This window comes from Aeromicrobium camelliae (assembly GCF_003850045.1).
GTDB lineage: Bacteria > Actinomycetota > Actinomycetes > Propionibacteriales > Nocardioidaceae > Aeromicrobium > Aeromicrobium camelliae.
Map to the genome: position 1 here is coordinate 165,031 of NZ_RQJX01000005.1, position 21,024 is coordinate 186,054.

The window sequence follows — 21,024 nt, forward strand, 5'->3', positions numbered from 1 at the left end:
TCAGTCCTCCTTCAGGCCGAGGGCCAGGTAGTCGAACTCGAAGCCGTACTCGTCGTAGTTGACGACGTCCTCGGACAGCCCGACGAGCCGGTCGCCGAACACCGGGGTGAGGTCGGCGCCGTCGTCGATCACCAACTGCTGAGCGTCCTGGTACTTCTGGCGGCGGGTGGCGTCGTTCGTGTCGGCACGGGCAGCGTCGAGGAGCTGGTCGAACTGCGGGTTCGACCACGCGGACTCGTTGTAACTCGAGCCGGTGCGGAAGATCTGGTTGAGCAGCTGGTCGACCGGGCGGCCGGTGAACCAGTAGCTGACCATGAGCGGCTCGCTCATCCAGACCTGCGTGTAGTACGAGTCGGCAGCGACGTTGGTGATCCGCAGATCGATGCCCGCCTGCTTGACCTGGTCGGCGAAGGCGACCGCGATCGCGGTGAAGTTGGGCTCGTACGCCGAGGTGTAGATCCGCGTCGAAAAGCCCTCGCGACCGATCTGCTTGAGGATCGACCGCGCCTTCTCGGGGTCGTATTCGCGCTGCACGTCCAGGTGCGCGGCCAGCTCGGGCGGCACCGGGTTGTCCCATCCGGCGGTCCCGGTGCCTTGCAGGGCCGTGGACAAGATCGCCTGCGGGTCGTACGCGAGCTTCATCGCCTGGCGCATGCGCGGATCGGCGAACTCCTCGCTGGTGGCCAGCATCGGGATCGTGTACCACTGGGCGTTCGCGACGCGCGCGACCGTGGTGCCGGGGGAGTTGGCGACGACGCGCGCCGTCGGGTTGTCGAGGTTGGTCTGCGAGAGCAGATCCACCTGCCGTGACAGCAGCGCGTTCACTCGGGCCGAGGTGTCCTGGATGGAGTAGAACTCGATGCGGTCGAGGGTCGCACGGCCGTCGAAGTAGTCCTCGTTGGCCCGGACGGCGCCGGCGCCCGCAGGGGTGTAGCTCTCGAGGATGAAGGGGCCGGTGCCGATGCCCGTGCGGCCGATCGTGTCCGCGGTGTCCTCGGGGATCACGTAGCACTGGTAGGCCGTGAGCAGCGAGGGGAACTCGGCGTTCGGCGTCGTGAGGCGGAAGCGCACGGACGTCTCGTCGACCGCGTCGATGCCGGCGACGATCGAGAGCGCACCGGCCTGCGGTGACGCCGTGTCCGGGTCGAGGATGTGCTCGAAGGTGTACCGCACGTCGCGCGCCGTGAGGCGCTGGCCGTCGTGGAACCGCACGCCGGAGCGCAACCGGAAGTCCCAGACGGTCGCATCGGCGTTCGAGGACCAATCGGTGGCGAGGTCGGGCACGGTCTCGCCTTCGCGGTCCAGCCGGACGAGGCGGTTGTACAGCGCGCCGAGGTACTCGTAGGCGGACAGCGAACTGGCGGGGTCGAGGGTCTCGGCTGCGCTCGCGGCGGGACGCGCGATGCGCAGGGTGGCGCCGCGCCGGGCCGTCCCGGTGGCGGCCCGTTCGGGCACACTCAGCGCGGGGGCACCGCAGGCGGCGAGGCCGAATGCGGCGATGCCGCCGAGCGCGCCGCCCAGCAGCGTGCGCCGGTCGATCGAGGGGGTCACGGAAGCCTCCTGTGCTTATCGTTCATCTGCACGATAAGCGCAGGACGGCGCTCAGTGAAAGCTGCGTCACGTAGATTTAACGCAGCGACGGTGGCGTCACGCGGTGACGTCCGTGGTGGGATCGGCCTGGAACGACGCGGAGATATCGCGGAGGAAGTCGATGGCGGCGGTCACCGCTTGAGAGGGTCCGCGGCGCCCTGTCCGGTGTCGCAGTGCGAGACGGCGGGCCCCGAGACCGGGGACGTCCGCCACCTCGACACCCTCGGGGAGAGTCCCCTGGAGGGCCAGCGTCGGCAGGAGCGTCATGCCCTCGCCGGCGGCGACCAGGGCGAGCGCAGTCGGGTACTCGGCGTACGTGTGGGCGGAGGTGGACTGCCCCAGCGGAGTCCGCACGCGACGCACCGCCTGCGCCGTGGCTGCGGACGCCTCGACGCCCAGCCACGGGGTGCGTAGGCGCTCGAGCTCGACGAGTTCGGTCGCGGCGAGGGTGCCGGCGGGCGCGACGAGCTTCCACGGGTCATCGAGCAGCGGGATCTCGCGGATCGCGGGGCCGAGCGGAGGTGCGGTCTCGGCGGTGTCGTACTCGACGATGACGATCTCCAGGTCGGCGGCCCTCAGCGCGCGCAGCAGTTCCGCGCGCGGCCCCTCGTGGATCTGCAGCTCGACGCCGTAGAGCTCCTCACGCCAGCGAGGAAGGGCAGGTGCGAGCACTGAGGAGAAGAACGTCTGGAAGCCGCCGAGGCGCACGACGCCGGTCGGATCGTCGCCCGCGGACGCCAATCGCAGCTCGGTCTCATTGATCTCACGCTCGATGTTCTCGGCGAGTTCGGCGAGCTCGCGGCCCGCCGCGGTGAGGGTGACGCCGCGCGGTGTCCGTTCGACGAGCGGCTGGCCGACTTCGGACTCCAGGCGCGTCAGTTGCTGTGACACCGCCGAGGGTGTGACGTGCAACGCATCGGCCGCTGCGAGGACGCCACCATTGCGTGCAATCGCAAGGAAAAACGGGAGTCGGGAAGGTTGGATGCGCACATTCACCAATCCTAAACCTAGGCTTGCCAAAAGTGCACTTGAGTTGAACCTGGATCTCTCCCCAGAATGGCTCTGCGCGATTCATTCGGGATCGCGCTTCGCCATGTGTGGGAGGAGGAACGATGGACGGCCTTGTCGCTGGAATCCTGGGTTGGTTGGGTACGGCTGGCACCTTCGCGGCGTACCTCTTGCTGTGGCGCGGACGCGTGGCGTCGACATCGATCACCTACGCGGCGATGAACACGGTGGGCGGCGTCCTGGCCGGTACGGCCGGCGCCCTGTACGGGGCGTGGCCCGTGGTCGCGTCCAACACCATCTGGGCGGCCATCGGCGCCCATACCCTCGTGATGACGCTGCGCGCCCGTTCGCGCCGTCACTCGACTGTCCTCTGACCGGCCCCTCCGGCCTCAGCGCCAGGGGGCCGGTGTCAGGCCAGGGCGCGGCGGATGGTCTCGACGCGGTTGGTGGTGATGGCGTCGACACCCATCGCGGCGAGGCGCGCGGCCTGCGCCGGAGAGTCGACGGTCCAGGCGGTCACCGTCTTGCCGCGGTCGTGGATCTGGTCGACGACTCGCTGCGTGAGGAACGTGGCGTCGAGGTGGAACTCGTCGTAGCTCTCCAGGTCGACGGTTCTCGGACGCCGCACGCTCACCAGTCCGATCCGCGCGCCGGGGATGGCCTGGCGGACCGCGTCGATAAGCGGGCGGCGGAAGCTCATGAACGTCACGTTCTCGCGCGCGCCGACGGCGGCGCGGAGCGCCATCGCGAACACCAGCGGGTTGGCGGATGTCGCCTTGAGCTCGATCGACATGCGGTGCGGTCGGTCACGGAACGCCTTGACGACGTCGGCCACGAACGGCAGGGGAGTGCCCGCCCACAGGTCGCCCTTCCACGCACCGGCGTCGAGACGAGCGATCTCGGCCGCGGTGAACGAGGAGATCGGGTCGCCTGCTCGGCTGGGGAACACGCGGGCGACGTCGGTGGTGCGGCGCAGCGTCTGGTCGTGGTGGGCGACGACGTGACCGTCCGCGGTGAGGTGGACGTCGAACTCGATGCCGTCGGCGCCCAGCGCAGCGGCGTCGAGGAAGGCAGGAAGGGTGTTCTCCGGAGCTGTCGAGCTCTGCCCCCGGTGGCCGTTGACCCGGGTCGTGCGCAGTGGTGTCCTGGTCAGCTGCGACGGCGTGACGATGGGCTCGGACATGTGGTCCCCCTCGTGGGCGAAATCCCTGTCGCGATCCAGGCTGGACGGCACGCGTGAAGGGTGAGCCGACGTGACATGAACAGCGGACGACGAGCGACTGAGGACTTACCGAGAACGTACTTACAGTTCATCCGCTAACATGGATAGCGCTAGAGTCTCCGCAGGTCACGAAGACTGCTCCCCGCGTGAGCGGGGATGATCCCTGCCGCCCCGCCCGGAAGTACCGGCTGCGGAACTGCTCCCCGCGTGAGCGGGGATGATCCGTCGTCCTCGCCAAAACGACGTTCGTCGGTGCGCTGCTCCCCGCGTGAGCGGGGATGATCCCGTGTTAGAGGTACATGGGGTGAAAGTGCCAGGCTGCTCCCCGCGTGAGCGGGGATGATCCGTCGGTCACGCTCTCGGCATCCCTCTCGGACGGCTGCTCCCCGCGTGAGCGGGGATGATCCGTCGGCGGTCATGCTGCATTCCTTTCGGTCGGTACTGCTCCCCGCGTGAGCGGGGATGATCCGCAGCAGGCCAGCCGACCAGCACCGGAAGGAGGCTGCTCCCCGCGTGAGCGGGGATGATCCGGCGACGCCATCGAATTCGTCAAGTCCCACGGCCTGCTCCCCGCGTGAGCGGGGATGATCCCACGCGCTCCTTCTGCCCCTTGCCCCGCACGTACTGCTCCCCGCGTGAGCGGGGATGATCCCTTCGAGCCGACGTGCTTGACGAGGGAGGTGATCTGCTCCCCGCGTGAGCGGGGATGATCCCTTCACCGAACTGATGGTTCCGGGCCTTTCGCGCTGCTCCCCGCGTGAGCGGGGATGATCCGCGGGGCATGGTCGAGTCGAACCCGTGCGCCGACTGCTCCCCGCGTGAGCGGGGATGATCCCGCCGTCTACCGGCTTCTGGTCGCCGGGAAGGTCTGCTCCCCGCGTGAGCGGGGATGATCCCGCCCCGACGATGCGGGGCGTTGGTGGTTGGGGCTGCTCCCCGCGTGAGCGGGGATGATCCATGCGAAACGCCCCGACGATGCGGGGCGTTGGTCTGCTCCCCGCGTGAGCGGGGATGATCCCCGGGCTGGCGACCCCGACATCCCCGGTGGTGCCTGCTCCCCGCGTGAGCGGGGATGATCCCCCCAGGATCGTCTCCGGCGCCACCCACGACATCTGCTCCCCGCGTGAGCGGGGATGATCCGGCGATTGGGCGCTAGCTAGGGGTGTTCTTCGCCTGCTCCCCGCGTGAGCGGGGATGATCCCGCGCGCGGGACCGTGCCACGAGCGGTTGTCGTCTGCTCCCCGCGTGAGCGGGGATGATCCCGGCGAGGGCGGCTGGGACTGTGTTGGTCCGGACTGCTCCCCGCGTGAGCGGGGATGATCCCATCGTCGCCGGCAAGCCCGTCTCGGCTGGTGGCTGCTCCCCGCGTGAGCGGGGATGATCCCGCTTCTGCCGACGCCGCGCGCATCCGACGGGCCTGCTCCCCGCGTGAGCGGGGATGATCCCGGTTTCCCCCTCCGGCACGCCTCAGCGATCGCCTGCTCCCCGCGTGAGCGGGGATGATCCCCGTGCGGTGAGCGAGACGGCGATCAACGATCACTGCTCCCCGCGTGAGCGGGGATGATCCCCGTCGGTTGCCGGCGATCCGCGCATCGCGGAGCTGCTCCCCGCGTGAGCGGGGATGATCCCAAGCTGGGCAACCAGCGGAAGGTCGAGCTCCTCTGCTCCCCGCGTGAGCGGGGATGATCCCCGGAGATGAGACCTGTGATGATGCCAGTGATCCTGCTCCCCGCGTGAGCGGGGATGATCCCGCTCCCACCGCTCCTTGCAGCTCGAAGGGGTCCTGCTCCCCGCGTGAGCGGGGATGATCCCTCAGTGAGGGCGAGGTGGAGCTCCTTGGCCCGCTGCTCCCCGCGTGAGCGGGGATGATCCCCGGACGGCACCTCGGAGCGACGCGGCCCCAAGCTGCTCCCCGCGTGAGCGGGGATGATCCGGTCTACGGCAAACAGGGTCGACACGAGGCGAGCTGCTCCCCGCGTGAGCGGGGATGATCCGTTGAGCGCTTGCTTGCCGCTTGGTGTGAACTTCTGCTCCCCGCGTGAGCGGGGATGATCCCTACGCCGAGGTCGACGTCGAGGGCGACGTGACCTGCTCCCCGCGTGAGCGGGGATGATCCCTACTCCTGGCGAGCGATGAAGAGACAAGGGGCCTGCTCCCCGCGTGAGCGGGGATGATCCGTGGTCGCCTGGCCAGCGCAGCCCGTTCGAGAACTGCTCCCCGCGTGAGCGGGGATGATCCTGCGGACGCGACGTCGGACTGGTCGCCCGAGCTCTGCTCCCCGCGTGAGCGGGGATGATCCCATCACCGAGCCCGCCGACTTCGACGATCACTTCTGCTCCCCGCGTGAGCGGGGATGATCCCCGGACCAGTCGCGACACCTCACGCGACAGATACTGCTCCCCGCGTGAGCGGGGATGATCCCTCGTACAGATCCACGCCGAAGTACGGGTGCCGCTGCTCCCCGCGTGAGCGGGGATGATCCCCGTCAGATTCCCCATGCGCAGGTACATCCGGTCTGCTCCCCGCGTGAGCGGGGATGATCCCGTCCACGGACCCTGCACGGTCCAGGCGCTGCCCTGCTCCCCGCGTGAGCGGGGATGATCCCAGGTGAGCAAGCAGGTCGCCGGCCTCGTCAGTCTGCTCCCCGCGTGAGCGGGGATGATCCCCCCCGGGACGGGCAGGTCATCGCCGACCCGCACTGCTCCCCGCGTGAGCGGGGATGATCCGTTCGAAGGCTTCGTGTGATTCGAAGCCCTGCTCTGCTCCCCGCGTGAGCGGGGATGATCCCGCGCCTTGAACTCGGCGTCGGGGACGCGAGTGCTGCTCCCCGCGTGAGCGGGGATGATCCGCGAAGGTCCGCGAGTACGAGAAGGCCGCGCAGCTGCTCCCCGCGTGAGCGGGGATGATCCCGGTGGGGTACGAATCGAAGTCCGCGAGCTCACCTGCTCCCCGCGTGAGCGGGGATGATCCCCTCGCGGTCGCGGCGGTGACCAACGGAATCGTCTGCTCCCCGCGTGAGCGGGGATGATCCCGGCTTCCCGCGCCGACAGGCCTCTGCGATCGCCTGCTCCCCGCGTGAGCGGGGATGATCCGGCGACGTCCTCCCAGGCGTTAGCTCGAGTTCTCTGCTCCCCGCGTGAGCGGGGATGATCCCCACCTGGATCGGCGTAACCCTCTGGGGCGACGCTGCTCCCCGCGTGAGCGGGGATGATCCCAGGGCATGAGCGACGCCCTGCGAAACCTCGAACTGCTCCCCGCGTGAGCGGGGATGATCCCACGACGACCAACGGGTCGGCGCGGATGCAGAACTGCTCCCCGCGTGAGCGGGGATGATCCCCCGCTCGGGCGGGTGTGGATGGAGCCGTTGCCCTGCTCCCCGCGTGAGCGGGGATGATCCGGCCGACAAGGCCGCTGAGGGCCAGAACGGCGCCTGCTCCCCGCGTGAGCGGGGATGATCCCTCGGGGATCGTGCTCAATGGCGGTCCTGATGACTGCTCCCCGCGTGAGCGGGGATGATCCGAAAGCTGCCCCTCGGTCGTTCGAGGGGCGGTGCTGCTCCCCGCGTGAGCGGGGATGATCCGTTGCTCAAGGAGATCCGTGACCTCGCGCGCCGCTGCTCCCCGCGTGAGCGGGGATGATCCGTGCAGATGGGGACCGGTCGAGTTGCCCGTTGACTGCTCCCCGCGTGAGCGGGGATGATCCCCCACCAGGCTCGCGATGCCAATGCGAGGCCTGCTGCTCCCCGCGTGAGCGGGGATGATCCCCACCACCGAACCGACCACGGAGCCGACGAACCCTGCTCCCCGCGTGAGCGGGGATGATCCGTCCCAAGATCACGGGCGGCCTAGCGAAGAGTCCTGCTCCCCGCGTGAGCGGGGATGATCCCTTCTCGTCCTGCGGTGCCCGAGCGTCGTGGTTCTGCTCCCCGCGTGAGCGGGGATGATCCCCCAAAGCCCCCAAGCCCCTCATCTACTTCGGACTGCTCCCCGCGTGAGCGGGGATGATCCGTTCTGGAGCGCCGGCCAGAGGGTGCCCGTCACCTGCTCCCCGCGTGAGCGGGGATGATCCCTGGACAGACACCCGAGCCCAGGACGACACGACCTGCTCCCCGCGTGAGCGGGGATGATCCCCGACTTCGCCAGGCGGGGGAGGTACTCCGAGCCTGCTCCCCGCGTGAGCGGGGATGATCCGACCGCATGGACGCGGGTCAACAGGTCAGGTGCTCTGCTCCCCGCGTGAGCGGGGATGATCCGGCGAGGAGGCCGTGCACGCCCACGAAAGCCTACTGCTCCCCGCGTGAGCGGGGATGATCCGCGCGCGCGGGAACGAGCGCGATCTGCCGAGTACTGCTCCCCGCGTGAGCGGGGATGATCCCGCGAACTCGTGATCGCCGGGAGGAAGGTCGAGCTGCTCCCCGCGTGAGCGGGGATGATCCCTGGTCGCTGATCATGTCGCGCCTGTAGGCGGCCTGCTCCCCGCGTGAGCGGGGATGATCCCTTTCACATGGCCCGTCACTTGCAAGCGTTCGCCTGCTCCCCGCGTGAGCGGGGATGATCCGGCGCGCAGAGAGCCCAAGGGCTACGAGCAGGGCTGCTCCCCGCGTGAGCGGGGATGATCCCTCGGCCGCATTGATACCGCGGTTGCCGAACTCCTGCTCCCCGCGTGAGCGGGGATGATCCCCACTCGTTGCGATACTCACTCATGTTCGCAAACTGCTCCCCGCGTGAGCGGGGATGATCCGGTGTCAAGCCTGGTGACGTTCTGGCACGTGGCCTGCTCCCCGCGTGAGCGGGGATGATCCCGGCATCTCGTTGCACTGGCCCGGCGGCGGAACCTGCTCCCCGCGTGAGCGGGGATGATCCACCCATAGACAGGTGCTATCCAGTAGATGCCAACTGCTCCCCGCGTGAGCGGGGATGATCCCAACGAGGGGCCGGTTCACAGCGGACCTCCGAGCTGCTCCCCACGTGAGCGGGGATGATCCCTGGTCCGCGGTGCCGTCGTACAGGCCGGCGGCCTGCTCCCCGCGTGAGCGGGGATGATCCCAACGAAAGGTGCAGGACATGGGCCAGGGATGGCTGCTCCCCGCGTGAGCGGGGATGATCCCGTGCAGTGGCTTTGCTGGCCGTGCAATAGCTCCTGCTCCCCGCGTGAGCGGGGATGATCCCCTGAGCGGGGCCAACCTGCGCGGGGCCAACCTCTGCTCCCCGCGTGAGCGGGGATGATCCCGCGTCGTAGGCCTCGGCCTTGGGGGCAGCGATGTGCTCCCCGGGTGACGTCCCGGCTGGTGGTGTAGTTCCTGGTGTTGGCCTCGATCGCTCCGCTAGGTGGTTGCGCTGGCGCTAACGGGTCGCCGTTCAGCGCGCGAAGCGCCGCCGCTTGGCGGCGGCGCTCCACCCGGAGGGCACCGTTCGCCCTGCGGTGCCGCCGTCGTCAGAAGGTCGACGCATCAACGTGACACCATCAAGGTCCACCGGTTCCCAGTGATGCCGGGCGACCTTGAACTGGAGCCGTTGTTCGTTCCTGGCGCTGTAAACCATGATTGCCCTGCCGGTCGCGCTGAGTTCCACGATGCGGGCCCAGAGTCGTTCGCGAACTCGCGTGGAGGCGACACCGACGTAAACGCCTGGACTGATCTCCAGCAGCCAGCGCGTCAAGTCGCCGCGAAGCCGCTCCGGTACCACCGTGAGGACGACAACGATCACCAGTCGACCTCGTGGTTCATTCCACCGCTGACAGCGCGATCAGCACCATCCCAGATGCTCACCACGTTGCTAGACCAGAGCGCATCGTCGTAGGGGTCTTCCTGCGGTAGCAGAAGAGCACGGACATCGCGCACGCAGCGAAGAAGAACCTGTCCATCGCGCAGACGGTCCCGGACCGCGTGCCGCGCCGCAGCTGGAACGTCATCGTGCTTGGTGGGATCGGCCGCCACGTCGAAAGCGGCGGGGATCGACACCTCAGCCTTGTAGAGGTCGGCGATGTCGTAGACGAAAGAACGTTCATGTCCGGTGTGAACGAAGCCAAGTCCCGGAGAGCAGCCGAGCGCCACGATCACGGCATGCACGACCCCGTACAGCGAGGTGTTGGCGGCAGACAGCGCTTGGTTGACGATGCTCGCTGAGGCGAAATCGTGCACGTCGTAGTCGCGTCTGCTCCACTCCACTCCCGTGCGGGCAGCATGGGCGCGGTAGACACGTTTGACCCGGGCCCCCTCCCGTCCCCGAAGCTGCTGCATCGAAAGACCGGCGGTGTCCTCCTCTTCGCGGAATCGCATGGAGTACATCGTCCGAGCCACCGCCAGGCGTGAGCGTTGATTCGTCACGAGTCGGGCTTGGGCCTCCAGCAGCCGTGAGGACTGGGTCAGCGTCCGGCCATGCGCGTAGTAACGCACGCCTTGTTCTCCAACCCACACCGCGGTCGCACCTGACTCGGCCAGCAGCACCATCGCCTGATGACTCACGTTCGTGCCGGGGCCGAGTAACAGCGCGCCAAGTGACGCCGCGGGGATGTGGATGACCCCGCGTTCGTCTTTGGCGGTGATGGCATTGCTGTCGCGATGGACGACACAACGTTCCAGGTAGACGAAGCTCAAACGATCTTGAGCCCGGGTCAGATCACCCAGCGAGGGTGGCGGGGCTCCCGGGATGTCACGCATGGTTCGACGGCGGGGTGACCAGGGTGAGGAGCCCGCAGCCGTAGGCCTTCGCCCGGCCGACCCCGCGCACCAGCGCCGTTCGTAACCGTTCGGCGTCGACGACCTCCAGCAACCCATCGAATTGTGCGCTTGCGATCGTGACCCGTCGACCCCGTTTGGCTTGATTGCGAGTGAACGTCCGAGAGTCGCGGCGGCTGACGGTCACCTGCGGGGCGCCGTCTTCGTCAAGGGGAAAGGACACGCCGAGATGCTCGGCCCGCGAGACCAGCCAGTCGCGTTGTTGTGTCGCGGTCAGGTGGGGGATGGTGTGAATCCGCCCGGACTCGTCGCGCTTACGGACCACCGGGTTGCCGCGAAGCCGGAAGGCCCACACCTGTTGGGGTGCGAGTCGTGAGAGGAACGGCGTGTACGGACGCGTTCTCCACGTTGCGTCAGGTCGCATCGGCCAGCCGTAACTCTCGATGCACGAGGTGAAATCGGGCTCGCGGGGACTGGCGACGAGCAGGCGGACATCGTGGCGAGCGGTGGATTCGAGCCGCCACAGCACCCGGTCGTCCGGCTGGTGATCGGGGACTGCAGCCAGGACGGCTGCATGGATCCGTTGCGGTGAGGCCAGGAGGCGCTGCGTGGCCGGCCGCGATGCGTTCAACTGAAGCTGACTGAGAAACACGTCATCCCCCGCATTCGGCTATGGGATCGTGAGCATGGTCGTGGCCGACGGGATTGTCTACCGCTACCGGTTCGGCCTCCGTTACCGTGCGCCAGCCATATTGACGATCTCGCGGGTCATAACTCAGGGGGACGTCGCGCATCGTGATCCCGTCCTCACCCGGCTCGGCGTCAAGGAGGAGGCGAAGGCGGACGGTCGAGGCCCTGTGCGTGCGCATCTGCCTCTCGGATGCGAGCCAGGGTTCGTCCCGAAGAGCAGTCTCGAGATCTGTCCGGCGGATCCCTTTCGCAACTGGTCGCGAGGGAGGGCAGGAGCGCCGGCCGAGGTACAGGGGAAAGGCCGGGTGGCGCAGCGCCTGATGCAGACCCTCGATCATCGCGTCGTCACCTTCGACACCGGCGAGGAATGTGGCGTCTGAGAGGTAGTAGCGGTACGTCAGTGGCAGCGACTTCTGCTCGCTTTGTGCCGTCTGGAAGTCGCGCAGGAGAGAACCGGAAGCCTCGACACGCACGCCGAACCGCAACTTGACCAAGTCCTCGATCGAGTCCGTTCGTCGTCGTCCCTGAGCCGCTGCCAGGAGCCCGAGCACACCGCTCTTAGTCGGGACGTTCTCGGTGGCGCGTTGCGCGAACCGGCTCGAGGCCCCCCAGGACTGCATCGGGCCCGTCAGCAGCAGCAGGAGCGTGCTCATCGTGAGGTCACCGAGGAACGCAGCTCATCGGCAACCTCGGCTACGAGCTGTTCAAGCGATACGGCGGCGCCTCTCTCGGCGAGAGCCTCCGTGTCCGGATGAGCACACACGACCCAGCTCTTCGGTGCCTTGGCCGGCGGGAATGCCTCGTCGAGCTTGTTCGCATGCTCGACCAGCGTCCCGGCCGCCCGAGCCAGCCGCGACTGTCCGCCTCCTGCGGTGACGGCGTCCTCGAAGGCCCCCGCAAGATTGATCGGCTGGTCGTAGCGCACCGTCGCCATCACGGCGTGGGGGAGCGTCCGGTTCGCGAACGTGTTTTGTTTACCGGTCGGCATGCTGCGCACGAAGGACTCAATGAAGGTCTCGACAGCACGGACCGCCGCCTCTGCGTCGCCGAGTGTCTCCTCAAGCGCGGGGACGTTCACGGTGCCGTACCGGTACAGGGTGGAGGAGTTGAACTCCACGGTGCCGATCATCCCGGCACCAGCATGGTCGTCGTTGTCGACGTCGTCGACAGCGGTGAAGTAGTCGAACTCGGTCTCGACGCTGTGCACGCTGAGTGCGTGAGCGACCTGCGCGGCGGCGTCGACATTGATGTCGGTGAGGTTGGCCACCATCCGGCCGAAGAGCGCGATATCGATCGAGTGGTCCAGCATCGCGATCGCGGCGGCGTCCTTCTTGGAGATCTTCTCGCCGCTGTGATGGGTTCGAATGGCGTAGTCGGCCAGGTTGTCGATCTGTCGCCTGCTGAGGAACACCAGGTACTCCGACTCCTTGTCCGCGTCCGGCTCCTTCTCCCTGCCCCGGGGGACGTTCAAGGAGAACCCGAGCCTGGTCAGCAGTTCGGTGGCCAGAGCTATAGCCGTCTCCTCGCCGATGGACGGGTCCTGACCGGTGATCGCGTCCGTGAGAAGCCTCGGTAGGCGTTTCGTGCGCACACCGAGATCGCTGGAATCGAGTCGGCGCTGGAAATCAAGACGCATCGCGCGCTTCCAGGCCTGACTGGAGACGCGAGCCCTGCGCGTTCCGCCGAACAGGGCGGTCTTGGGGCTTCCCGTGTCGTCGCGATTGACATTGCTAGGAGGCACGGATTGCAGGACGTGAAGATCGAGGTAGACGTTCATGCGGTCTCTCCTTCTGCGGTGGGGGGAGGTGAGGGGGACAGGTCGTCGGCCGCGACGCGGTAGAAGTCCCGACCCCAGGCCAGGCGGACCCGCCCAGCCGTGTCGGGGAACTGCAACCGCACCAGTTGCTCGGCGAGCAGTCCGTAGTCGAGCGGGATGTCCTCGCCGCGCAACTGACTGATGAGCCCGCGCGCATGGTGGGCCGTCTCGGCCATCGAGGTCGACGTCCCCAGCGCATCGAAGCGCCGACGCACGGGGTGAACCCGATCCGTGCTCAGGCCGCCCTGTCGGTCGATAAGCCGTCGGGTGGCGCGGCCGAGTGAGTGACCCTGCACGTGCATTCGAGTGGTCCGTTTGGACTGCTGGTGCACGGCGAACAGGGTAAACGCCAGATACGCCGCCCATTCCTTCGCGCTGGGCCCTTCGAACCGCCGTTCGTCGATGACGTCTCCCACCGCCCGCAGGACGATGCCGGTCGCCTCGAAGTCGTCGCCGGGCGCAGCGCCGACACCGCGGCGCAGCCGAGCCAGATCGGCTACGGCGGCGGAACGGTTGTTCAGGTACGCGTCCTGCAATCGGGTGACGGATTGCTCAACGGCCCTTCCGAGCCGGCTTCTGGCCCGTGGGCCGGCCGGTGGTGTCGATGATGCGGTCATGCGCTCTCCTGGTAGTCGAGTTGCAGGATCTTGTGCAGTTCACGTCGAAACCACAGCTCCGCGGAACCGGTGTCGACGTGGCGTCCGCCGGCTACGCGACCCACCCATGCCGCTGGGCCGGCGACTTCACAGGCTTCGCTGCCCGCGGCGATCGCGGCACGCCAGAGCGTCTCCGACCAGTCCAGGTCGGCACGGGCCGCGGATTTCTGGCTATCGCGGAGTCCATCGACCCACCGGCGGAACGGTTCATCGAGGAGCGCGTAGAACCGTTCGCGAGCGAGGGAACGTCCGGCGGCTTCGCCTCCGGCGGCGCGGTCGAGATCGGCGACGAGATTCGCGTAGGCGACAGCCACCTTGTCCACCTTCTGGACCGCTCTGATCACCACCTGGCGAAGCTCGCCGCGGTCGGCGGTCAAGATCCGCACGGGAAACGCGATCTCGTCGTCGATCACGTCGCCGAGAACGGAGGCGTTACTGACGTAGTGGGCGCCGACGGCACGAAGGCGCGGCACGTAGGAGTCGTCGAGTACGCCTCGTTCGATCATCTCGCTGAGATGATCGAGTGTTCCAGGGCCGGTGTCGCTGCTGAGCAGTGCGGTGAGTCCTCGCCACACGGCTCGGTCGGGTTGATGGGTGACCGGCATGAACGCCTGGCCACCGTGTTTGCGGGCCTGTGCGGCGCTCTCGCGCCAGGCGGTCATCATCTCCACCTGGCGGAGGTTGACGGCGCTGAAGCGGTCTCCGTTGGTGATGAGCACGGCATCGACGCGTGACCCATCGTGCCGTAACCGCACGCGACGCGTCTGCCAGGTCAGCACCTCGGCTCGGCCGCGAGGACGGTAGGCGATGTCGAGGTCCTCGCGATGGCGGGGTGCGGCAGTGAATTCGTCGGCGATCTCCCAGGCCGCGAAATCTGGCGTGCCAGGCTTCTGCGGAACGAAGTTCAACAGCAGAGTCTCCAGCAGGTTTTCACCCTCCAACAGCACCCCGCCGATGTGACCGGCTGACCCCATCCCGATGGGATAGCCTTTCGAGTTCTTGACCCGAGGGTCGCCGACGGCGCCGCTCTTGATCCCTGACACGTCGAAGGCGTGGCAGTGCACCAGCCATCTGGCTGCCTCGGCGAAGCTCAACGACGTGACCGCTTCGCCGCTCTTGGTGCTGAGGTAGTCCGAGCCGGCGTCGGCGATCAAGCGGGTCAATTCGGTGAATTCGTTCTTCTGCGTTCGCAGATCGGCGACCTGGTAGAACGGCGCCTTCGGATCCAGCAGGTCGAAGCGGCCGTGGAAGCGAGTCAGGTAGGCCCCGATCTGTGCCACCGGCAACTCTCGCGTGCTCCACCACTGCGCCCACCGATCCGGCTGCTCTGCCGTCGCTCGGTACATGATGGCCAACAGCAGGCGGTACAGCGCGAACGACTGAGTCGGTAGGTCGCCTAGAATCTGCCGAAGTGCCGCCGCCTCCTCGAAGACGTGCATGATGGAGCGCTCCGTCACGGCGCCGTCGAGGCTCTGAACGCGGATCCACGGTTCGTCAATGAGGTTGAAGGTGGGCGTCATGAAAGTCCTGTCTCGTCATGGACGGCAACGATGCCGAGTTCGTCGTCGTAGCTGATGAGGAAGTCTCGTACACGGGTCTGACAGTTCTCGTCGAGCACCAGCACCAACTGCTCGCGCAGCCACGACGACGCCTGCCATCCGGCGAAGAAGTTCCCCTCGAGTGCCGCGATGGTCGCGTCGATCGCGCCCGGATGGGTCAGGGCCGGCGGAAGGCCTACCGTGTGGGTGCTCACCCTACGCGCTGTCGCCGGCTCGGGTGGGAACTCTTGGGGCAATGGATCGGCCGACAGCGGATCGGTGCCCCATTCGTAGATCTCGCCAGCGAATCGACGCACGACGATGGCCTCGAGTGATTCGCGGCCATCCCGCACCGTGGCACGGCCCTTGGCCTCGCTGGCGTCGTTCTCCTGCCCAGCCCAGCGCGACAGGGGGTCGCTCGGCTCGGAGAGGAGGAAGGATTCGGCTTTCGACTGGCGCCGGTCGCGCAACATCGCGGCCTCTTCGCCGGCCTCGCGAGCCATGGCGGCCAGTGCCGTGGGCACCTCGTAGGTGTCGCTGTAGGCGTCTTGAACGAGTTCGGGGATATCAGCAGGGAGTGTGAGGAGGCGGGGTTGGGGTACCCCCAAGGTCACAAGGGAGCGAAGGAGCGAGTCGGTGCCGTAGATTGCTGTGGACGCCGGCTCGAAACGGGGAACGTCGTGCTCCCATCCCACTCCGGTGACCAGCAACTCGGCTTCGCTGAGGGCCGTGGGGCGTCCCGAACGATGATGGCGGTGGAGTCGCCCCGCCCGCTGGAGAACCAGGTCCACCGGAGCCAGGTCGGTGACCATCAGGTCGAAGTCGACGTCGAGCGACTGCTCGACCACCTGGGTCGCGACGACGACGTGCCGGAACGGACGGGCCTTCGCGCGAGCTGGGGAACCGAACGCGTCGAGTAGGTCCTGTTCTTTTCGCAGTCGGTCGGTCGCGATGAACCGTGCGTGGATGAGCGAGACCTCATCACCGTACCGTTCGCGAAGGTGCAGGTAGGTCATCTGTGCTCGCTTGACCGAGTTGCGGATCACCACGGCACATCCTCCGTCGTGAAGACGTTCGTCGAGCGCGGTGTCGAGCGCCTCCAGGTCGTCGTCAAGCGGTGTCATCCGGATCACCGTCGACCGTTCGTCATCGGCCGGTGCGACGGCCACGGCACCCTCGCTGGTGGTGGCGCTGACCAGCGGGTACGCGCGCGACTGGGCGATCTCGATGAGGTCGGCGGTGGTGCCGTACCGACCCCGCCGGTATGCCTGGAGCATGGCGATTCTTCGATCGCTTGGCAGCGTCGCGGAGAGCAGAATGACGGGCACCTCGTAGGCGCCCAACCATTCGAGGGCCCGGTCCATGAACACCGCCATGTACTCGTCGGCGGCGTGAACTTCGTCGATCACGACGACCTTGTTGGCCAGCGCGAGATGCCGGAGGACGAGGTGGCGGCTCCTCAGGGCCATGAGCAGAATCTGATCGATCGTGCCGACCGTGAAATTGGCGAGCAGGCCCTTCTTGCGGCCGGACAGCCATTCGTGAACGACGGCGACCAGACGGGCGCGACTGGCCGCGTCCTCGGCATGATCGATATCGCGTACCGTCCCGTCGTGGACGATGCTGTTGAACTCGTCGTTGAGGCCGGCCTTGCTGTGGGCGAGGTGAAGCGGCGCCGATGCTCCTGACGGGTGCGGGAGACGCTCCACCCACGCCTTGATCCGGCTGAAGATGGCGTTGCTCGTCGCCATGGACGGGAGGGCGAAAAACACGCCTCCGAGGCCCTGGCGGGCGGCGAGGCGCTCGGCCAGGAGCAGGGCGGCCTCGGTCTTGCCGGTCCCCATGGGAGCTTCGATGATCGTGAGACCGGGCTCGTCGACTTGCTCGGGCAGATCCAGGAGGTCACGCTGTAACGGTCGCGCATGAGATCCGGGAGGCAAGGCGAAGCGGTCAGCGAGCAGGGTATCGGCGTCGTCGGTGGCGGCCTCGGGACGCCACGGCTCGGGTAGATGAAGCAGTTCCCACGCTTTCGCCGTTCGGGCGTCGCTGAAGTCGTTGTAGGGGAAGAGTTCGGCGTTGCTCGCGATCCAGTCCGCCAGGATCACGATCGCGGTCAGCAGCGCCTGGGCGCTCGGCGGGATCGGAGCGCAGCGCCACGTCGGCAGATGAGCAGCGCCGCCGGCGCGCCGCAGCGACTCCTCCAACAAAGTGACGCGGGCACGCTGCCATGACTCGTCTCCGAGCAACTCTTCCGAGTTGCCGCGGCGAATGTCTGAGCTCGTCGGGAATATGCCGTGGTGTCCGCCGACGACGATCGCAAGTCGGTTGGCTTCCGCGCGCTCCCATCCGTGGTCATCCTCCAGCCAGCGTCTGAGGGCGATCTGACCGGCTGCGCCATGGGGGAGCAAGGGGGATAACCGCTGGACGATCAGCTCGAACGGGTAGCCCGCATTCCAGCACTGTTCACGCAGTTCGGGGGTGCCTTTCACCTGAAACGCGGGGCTCGCTTTCCCGACATCGTGCACTCCAGCAAGGAACACCGCGAGGGCACGCGCTGCCGGGTCTCCTCCGCAGGTGCGTGCCAGATAGCTCTTGACGGCTGGAGGTAACCAGTGATCCCACAGCAGGGCGCAGACGTCAGCGCTGTCGGCGAGGTGCTGCGGAAGTGACAACCACGAACCACCGTCTCCGGTCTTGGCCCAGAAGGTCCGCGCGAGAAAACTGGGGTCGTGGCCGGGTTGGATGTTCATCCAACCCGGCCACCGAACTTCACCGGTTCCGCCCCGGTTTCTGAAGCTCTCTGCCAAGCTGACTTACGCGCACTCACCAACGCCCTCCCTCCTCTCCGGCCGAGCATGCGAGAAGGCTACGGGTGAGTTGGCCTTGGGTCTACCAACAAACACCTTCGTCTTACTAGCCAACACGTTAGCTGGTCGGGGAGTCGTCCCCAGAGATCCCCGCTCGCGCAGGGAACAGCCACTTACCCATGGCACACAACCAACCAACACCGGATCATCCCCGCTCACGCGGGGAGCACCCCTCGACACTACCTGTTGGTGGTGACGCTGCGATCATCGCCGGATGCCTTGCCTTCATGTCCCCCCCCCACGTGATTGGTCAGCTGGCTATGTGAAACTGATGCCGTTATGACTTGTACGTTGCTGTTTGTGCAGGTCAAGAGTGCTCCCCGCGTGAGCGGGGATGATCCGACCTGGCCGACATCAGCGAGCTGCACGAGTAGGTGCTCCCCGCGTGAGCGGGGATGATCCGTTCGCCTGGTCGGTTCGGTGCCGTTCGAGTTCGTGCTCCCCGCGTGAGCGGGGATGATCCGTACGAGGGCGGGCAGGCCCGCGAGGTCACGCTGTGCTCCCCGCGTGAGCGGGGATGATCCCGGCTCGGAAGCGTTCGGGCAGCTCAGGTCGTGGGTGCTCCCCGCGTGAGCGGGGATGATCCGTTCTGCCCCGTGTGCGGAGCGCAAATGTTCAGGTGCTCCCCGCGTGAGCGGGGATGATCCCGGTGGTGCGCTCAGGTGGCCGCCGATCCATCAAGTGCTCCCCGCGTGAGCGGGGATGATCCCACCGATGACCTCAGCTCCCAGGACGTCCGTCTGTGCTCCCCGCGTGAGCGGGGATGATCCGATCACCGCCGAGCCACGGTCGGACCAGATCAAGTGCTCCCCGCGTGAGCGGGGATGATCCGTGTCGGGCGAGATCGGCCGGCGCATCGAGTCGGTGCTCCCCGCGTGAGCGGGGATGATCCCGTCCAGGGCACACGCCACTCACGGGCGGCGGTGTGCTCCCCGCGTGAGCGGGGATGATCCTGGCTCGCGCTGTTCGGCGCAGTTCTTGCGAACCGTGCTCCCCGCGTGAGCGGGGATGATCCCATCGCCGCTCGCACCATCTGTTGCTCGTGGCGGTGCTCCCCGCGTGAGCGGGGATGATCCTGCTGCGCCGCTGGTGGACCTCGACACGCTCGTGTGCTCCCCGCGTGAGCGGGGATGATCCCTTCTGGTCCCAGTTGATCGTCAGCGGCGGGAAGTGCTCCCCGCGTGAGCGGGGATGATCCGGTGTGGCTCGATGACGCTGACGAGGTGCACGTGTGCTCCCCGCGTGAGCGGGGATGATCCCCCACCCGCGAGGAGATCGAGGCGGCGGCGCGGGTGCTCCCCGCGTGAGCGGGGATGATCCCGAGATCAGCCGCGTCACCGGCCTCGACATCCCGTGCTCCCCGCGTGAGCGGGGATGATCCCCCCAAGGGCTGCAGTGGGGTCGCGGAGTGGAAGTGCTCCCCGCGTGAGCGGGGATGATCCCGCTCTCGGGTTGGCACCCTTCGCGGTCGTCTTGTGCTCCCCGCGTGAGCGGGGATGATCCCGGGCCGACACCTCCCGGACCGTTTCATCGATCGTGCTCCCCGCGTGAGCGGGGATGATCCGACCCTCGCGGCCGTGACCAAGGCACTCGTCAAGTGCTCCCCGCGTGAGCGGGGATGATCCGGCGTAGTCGATCGCGCAGACGATCGGGTGCTGGTGCTCCCCGCGTGAGCGGGGATGATCCCACGACCTCGCCGTCGTCGTCGGTGCTGAGCATGTGCTCCCCGCGTGAGCGGGGATGATCCGCGCGAGGCGGGCTCGTCAGGGTCGGTGAGGACGTGCTCCCCGCGTGAGCGGGGATGATCCGTCGTCGTCGCACCGAAGGAGAAGTGATGAACCGTGCTCCCCGCGTGAGCGGGGATGATCCGTACCCAACGAAGGCCAAGAAGGGTCCGGACTGGTGCTCCCCGCGTGAGCGGGGATGATCCCTCGGTCATGCCGCCTCCAGTGCGTCGAGGCGAGTGCTCCCCGCGTGAGCGGGGATGATCCAGAGGCGTGGAGGTGTGCGATGCGACGTAAGCTGTGCTCCCCGCGTGAGCGGGGATGATCCGTTCAAGAACGGCGCGACGATCCGCTTCAAGGCGTGCTCCCCGCGTGAGCGGGGATGATCCTGACCCGCGCCGGACCATGCCACGACACCGGATGTGCTCCCCGCGTGAGCGGGGATGATCCCTCGGTCATGCCGCCTCCAGTGCATCGAGGCGAGGTGCTCCCCGCGTGAGCGGGGATGATCCCAACAACCTGGCGGCGATCCGCGGTTGGCTCGCGTGCTCCCCGCGTGAGCGGGGATGATCCGGTGGGGGGCCTCGGCTTCGAGAGCGCCTCGTGGTGCTCCCCGCGTGAGCGGGGATGATCCCCGATCGTCACCGGCCAGGTGCAGCGCAAGTCGGTGCTCCCCGCGTGAGCGGGGATGATCCCCCGGTCTACACCGGGCGCTTCTCGGTGCTGGCGTGCTCCCCGCGTGAGCGGGGATGATCCTGCCTTGACGGTCGGGTAAAGGTTCTCCGCGTCGTGCTCCCCGCGTGAGCGGGGATGATCCCGACGTCGGCGGTTCGTTCATGTTCGCTGGAGCGTGCTCCCCGCGTGAGCGGGGATGATCCCCTCAGCCGCTTGCTCGTGCGCGCCCGGTGCCAGTGCTCCCCGCGTGAGCGGGGATGATCCGGCACCGCGAACACCGGCTTTCGTGGGCGTGCTGTGCTCCCCGCGTGAGCGGGGATGATCCGTGCTACCAGACCACCGCTCCAGGCGGCCCGTCGTGCTCCCCGCGTGAGCGGGGATGATCCCCGTCCCCGGCAGCCTGGACCGCGTTGGCGAACGTGCTCCCCGCGTGAGCGGGGATGATCCCCACCTCACCGAACTGTTCAATGACGCAATCCGGTGCTCCCCGCGTGAGCGGGGATGATCCGTCCTTTTCGGCGCGAGACAGCACCTCGTCCCAGTGCTCCCCGCGTGAGCGGGG

12 protein-coding genes and 2 CRISPR repeat arrays are annotated in these 21,024 nt (G+C 67.6%); of the genes, 1 reads left to right on the top strand and 11 read right to left on the bottom strand.

Annotated elements, in window-relative coordinates:
- Positions 1 to 1,551, bottom strand: a complete 1,551-nt coding sequence (locus tag EHW97_RS05960) for an ABC transporter substrate-binding protein (RefSeq protein ID WP_124236245.1) — start codon at positions 1,549 to 1,551, stop codon at positions 1 to 3.
- Between the two features lie 96 nt (positions 1,552 to 1,647).
- Entirely contained in the window at positions 1,648 to 2,586 is a 939-nt protein-coding gene (locus EHW97_RS05965) for a LysR family transcriptional regulator (RefSeq protein WP_341770278.1), read from the bottom strand.
- 116 nt (positions 2,587 to 2,702) lie between these two features.
- Between EHW97_RS05965 and EHW97_RS05970 the strand changes: the two genes are divergently transcribed.
- A complete protein-coding gene (locus EHW97_RS05970; RefSeq protein WP_124236247.1) occupies positions 2,703 to 2,972 on the top strand; it encodes a CBU_0592 family membrane protein in 270 nt (89 codons plus the stop codon).
- 35 nt (positions 2,973 to 3,007) lie between these two features.
- On the opposite strand, the gene EHW97_RS05975 is transcribed toward EHW97_RS05970, so the two are convergent.
- From EHW97_RS05975 to cas3, 9 genes are all read right to left on the bottom strand, one after another.
- Positions 3,008 to 3,781, bottom strand: a complete 774-nt coding sequence (locus EHW97_RS05975) for a glycerophosphodiester phosphodiesterase (protein ID WP_124236248.1) — start codon at positions 3,779 to 3,781, stop codon at positions 3,008 to 3,010.
- A 174-nt stretch (positions 3,782 to 3,955) separates the two neighbouring features.
- Positions 3,956 to 9,048: direct repeats of the CRISPR family, unit length 28 nt; unit sequence CTGCTCCCCGCGTGAGCGGGGATGATCC.
- A gap of 129 nt (positions 9,049 to 9,177) precedes the next feature.
- Positions 9,178 to 9,525 carry a type I-E CRISPR-associated endoribonuclease Cas2e gene (gene cas2e, locus EHW97_RS05980; protein WP_124236249.1) on the bottom strand — a complete coding sequence of 116 codons (348 nt, stop codon included), beginning with the start codon at positions 9,523 to 9,525 and terminating at the stop codon, positions 9,178 to 9,180.
- The gene (gene cas1e / locus EHW97_RS05985) at positions 9,522 to 10,478 is read right to left on the bottom strand and encodes a type I-E CRISPR-associated endonuclease Cas1e (RefSeq protein WP_124236250.1); all 957 of its coding nucleotides are present in this window, start codon (positions 10,476 to 10,478) and stop codon (positions 9,522 to 9,524) included. Before cas1e ends, cas2e begins: the two co-directional genes overlap by 4 nt.
- Positions 10,471 to 11,148 carry a type I-E CRISPR-associated protein Cas6/Cse3/CasE gene (cas6e, locus tag EHW97_RS05990; protein WP_124236251.1) on the bottom strand — a complete coding sequence of 226 codons (678 nt, stop codon included), beginning with the start codon at positions 11,146 to 11,148 and terminating at the stop codon, positions 10,471 to 10,473. Before cas6e ends, cas1e begins: the two co-directional genes overlap by 8 nt.
- A gap of 1 nt (position 11,149) precedes the next feature.
- Complete coding sequence (cas5e, locus tag EHW97_RS05995; RefSeq protein ID WP_124236252.1) at positions 11,150 to 11,839, bottom strand: type I-E CRISPR-associated protein Cas5/CasD; 690 nt, start codon at positions 11,837 to 11,839, stop codon at positions 11,150 to 11,152.
- Entirely contained in the window at positions 11,836 to 12,963 is a 1,128-nt protein-coding gene (gene cas7e / locus EHW97_RS06000) for a type I-E CRISPR-associated protein Cas7/Cse4/CasC (protein ID WP_124236253.1), read from the bottom strand. The genes cas5e and cas7e overlap by 4 nt, the downstream gene beginning before the upstream one ends.
- A complete protein-coding gene (casB, locus tag EHW97_RS06005) occupies positions 12,960 to 13,619 on the bottom strand; it encodes a type I-E CRISPR-associated protein Cse2/CasB (protein WP_124236254.1) in 660 nt (219 codons plus the stop codon). The genes cas7e and casB overlap by 4 nt, the downstream gene beginning before the upstream one ends.
- Positions 13,616 to 15,178, bottom strand: a complete 1,563-nt coding sequence (gene casA / locus EHW97_RS06010; protein WP_124236255.1) for a type I-E CRISPR-associated protein Cse1/CasA — start codon at positions 15,176 to 15,178, stop codon at positions 13,616 to 13,618. Before casA ends, casB begins: the two co-directional genes overlap by 4 nt.
- Positions 15,175 to 17,946 carry a CRISPR-associated helicase Cas3' gene (gene cas3, locus EHW97_RS06015; protein ID WP_124236256.1) on the bottom strand — a complete coding sequence of 924 codons (2,772 nt, stop codon included), beginning with the start codon at positions 17,944 to 17,946 and terminating at the stop codon, positions 15,175 to 15,177. The genes casA and cas3 overlap by 4 nt, the downstream gene beginning before the upstream one ends.
- A 430-nt stretch (positions 17,947 to 18,376) precedes the next feature.
- Positions 18,377 to 20,970: direct repeats of the CRISPR family, unit length 28 nt; unit sequence GTGCTCCCCGCGTGAGCGGGGATGATCC.
- Positions 20,971 to 21,024 lie beyond the last annotated feature (54 nt).

Bases quoted from the DNA above. Each gene is read 5' to 3' on its own strand.
- casB (WP_124236254.1), bottom strand. From the start codon at position 13,619: ATGACCGCATCATCGACACCACCGGCCGGCCCACGGGCCAGAAGCCGG.
- cas7e (WP_124236253.1), bottom strand. From the start codon at position 12,963: ATGAACGTCTACCTCGATCTTCACGTCCTGCAATCCGTGCCTCCTAGC.
- cas5e (WP_124236252.1), bottom strand. From the start codon at position 11,839: ATGAGCACGCTCCTGCTGCTGCTGACGGGCCCGATGCAGTCCTGGGGG.
- casA (WP_124236255.1), bottom strand. From the start codon at position 15,178: ATGACGCCCACCTTCAACCTCATTGACGAACCGTGGATCCGCGTTCAG.
- EHW97_RS05970 (WP_124236247.1), top strand. From the start codon at position 2,703: ATGGACGGCCTTGTCGCTGGAATCCTGGGTTGGTTGGGTACGGCTGGC.
- cas3 (WP_124236256.1), bottom strand. From the start codon at position 17,946: ATGAACATCCAACCCGGCCACGACCCCAGTTTTCTCGCGCGGACCTTC.
- EHW97_RS05975 (WP_124236248.1), bottom strand. From the start codon at position 3,781: ATGTCCGAGCCCATCGTCACGCCGTCGCAGCTGACCAGGACACCACTG.
- cas1e (WP_124236250.1), bottom strand. From the start codon at position 10,478: ATGCGTGACATCCCGGGAGCCCCGCCACCCTCGCTGGGTGATCTGACC.